The 1,584-nt window shown below is 32.9% G+C and carries 2 protein-coding genes; both read left to right on the forward strand.

The features are described from left to right. On the forward strand, window positions 1–450 hold a 450-nt coding region (locus tag AMDU4_RS02110; protein WP_021786325.1), incomplete at its 5' end, for a hypothetical protein. A 388-nt stretch (window positions 451–838) separates the two neighbouring features. Then, window positions 839–1,584 (forward strand): TSUP family transporter (locus AMDU4_RS02115; protein ID WP_290703920.1); only part of this gene is annotated, 746 nt, incomplete at its 3' end.

A 1,584-nucleotide genomic window follows, 5' to 3' on the forward strand; every position in this document is an offset into this window, starting at 1 on the left:
TTTAGAAAGATTTACAATAATAGTTCACTGGCAAAAGTTACAAATCCTTTTTCTGATATGAAAATAGAAATTATTACTGGCCTTACCATGATATCTTGTGTATATAACCTGGAAATGATAAATGACTATTTCAAATATTCCCGTGCGTTACGCATAATGCCAGAAACAGATACCCTCTGGGCCATGGTGAGGTCGGATAGTATGGGTACCGCAATAAAAAATAACCAAATAAAAATGCATGGAGAGTATTTAGAAATTAACATAACAATAGAGAAAAGCGTCAATAGTGATGATATAATACAGGCGTTTATGCAAATTCTGGTTTTCAATTATGTCAATATATCACAACTAGTTATGTCTACCGATGGCTTTGAATTATACATCAGTTCAAAATATTTTGAAAAGGTTATGAAATTAATAAACGAAATAAGAAATAATACATTGATATAACTGCATTAAAAATACTTCCTCATATAAGGGATTCTATAAATCGTGAAATATTCTCCTTGAATATCTGATCTGTTCCGTATTTATGCTCTTATCTCAGAAAGAAGGGGTTTTTTAACATATAAGCGGGAAGTCCCATGCGTTAGCTTGAGGAGGATGTCACTTATCTACAGTTATGTGATCTTAATATCAACCTGTTTTTAATGTGAATATAAAGTATCTATAAATTATCAATGTTTCACAATGTTATAATAAGATTTCTGATTTTCTTTTATAATATAACTCATATTTCAGAATAGAAATATAATTATCATTATAATCTCATTTGAGATTTACTTATATACTAAATCATAAAAAGATATCATTAAATAAGGCTTAACAATAATGTTTCATGTATTTGGTGTACCTGGAATTTATAATACTTGGGATTATAGTCGGGGCATTAACCGGTGTTCTAGGGTCTAGCGGTGTTGTGGCTGTCGTTCCTGCACTTATAATTATTAATTCAGAATTGCCTCAAGATGCGATTGGAACTAGCCTGCTGATAGATGTAATCACTTCCATAATGGTAACCATTGTATATTTCAGATATGGGAGAGTCAATATGAAAAAGGGCTTGCCAATGGTTGTCGGTGCTATAATAGGTTCACAGGCCGGTGTAAGAATCGCCTTTCTTATACCTCCTGAATACGTTAAATTGAGTTTTGCCATATTTATAATGGCCATGGGTGTATATTCATTACTCCGGAAAAAGGATATACCGGGAACTACAGCCAAGAAGACTATAAATTTGAGTCCATTCTACGTTATTCTAATTACAATACCCATTGGCATAGCAACGGGGGTTTTAGGTGCAAGCGGCGGAATAATGTTTTTAATCATAGCAATATTAATATTGAAACTTGATATTAAAACAGCGATAGGTACGGCTACATTTGCTATGACAATCTCCGCTGCGTCTGGAGCAATCGGTTACATAATTGTAGGGCATATAGTACTAATAGCGGCGTTGATAATAGGTACAATTTCGATAATATCCGGTTTTTTATTTTCCAGATTGGGAAATAAAATTCAACCTGCTACTACATATAAGATACTTGGAATTGTGTTCATAAGTATCGGATTGGTGCAATTTTA

This window comes from Ferroplasma sp. Type II (assembly GCF_000496155.1).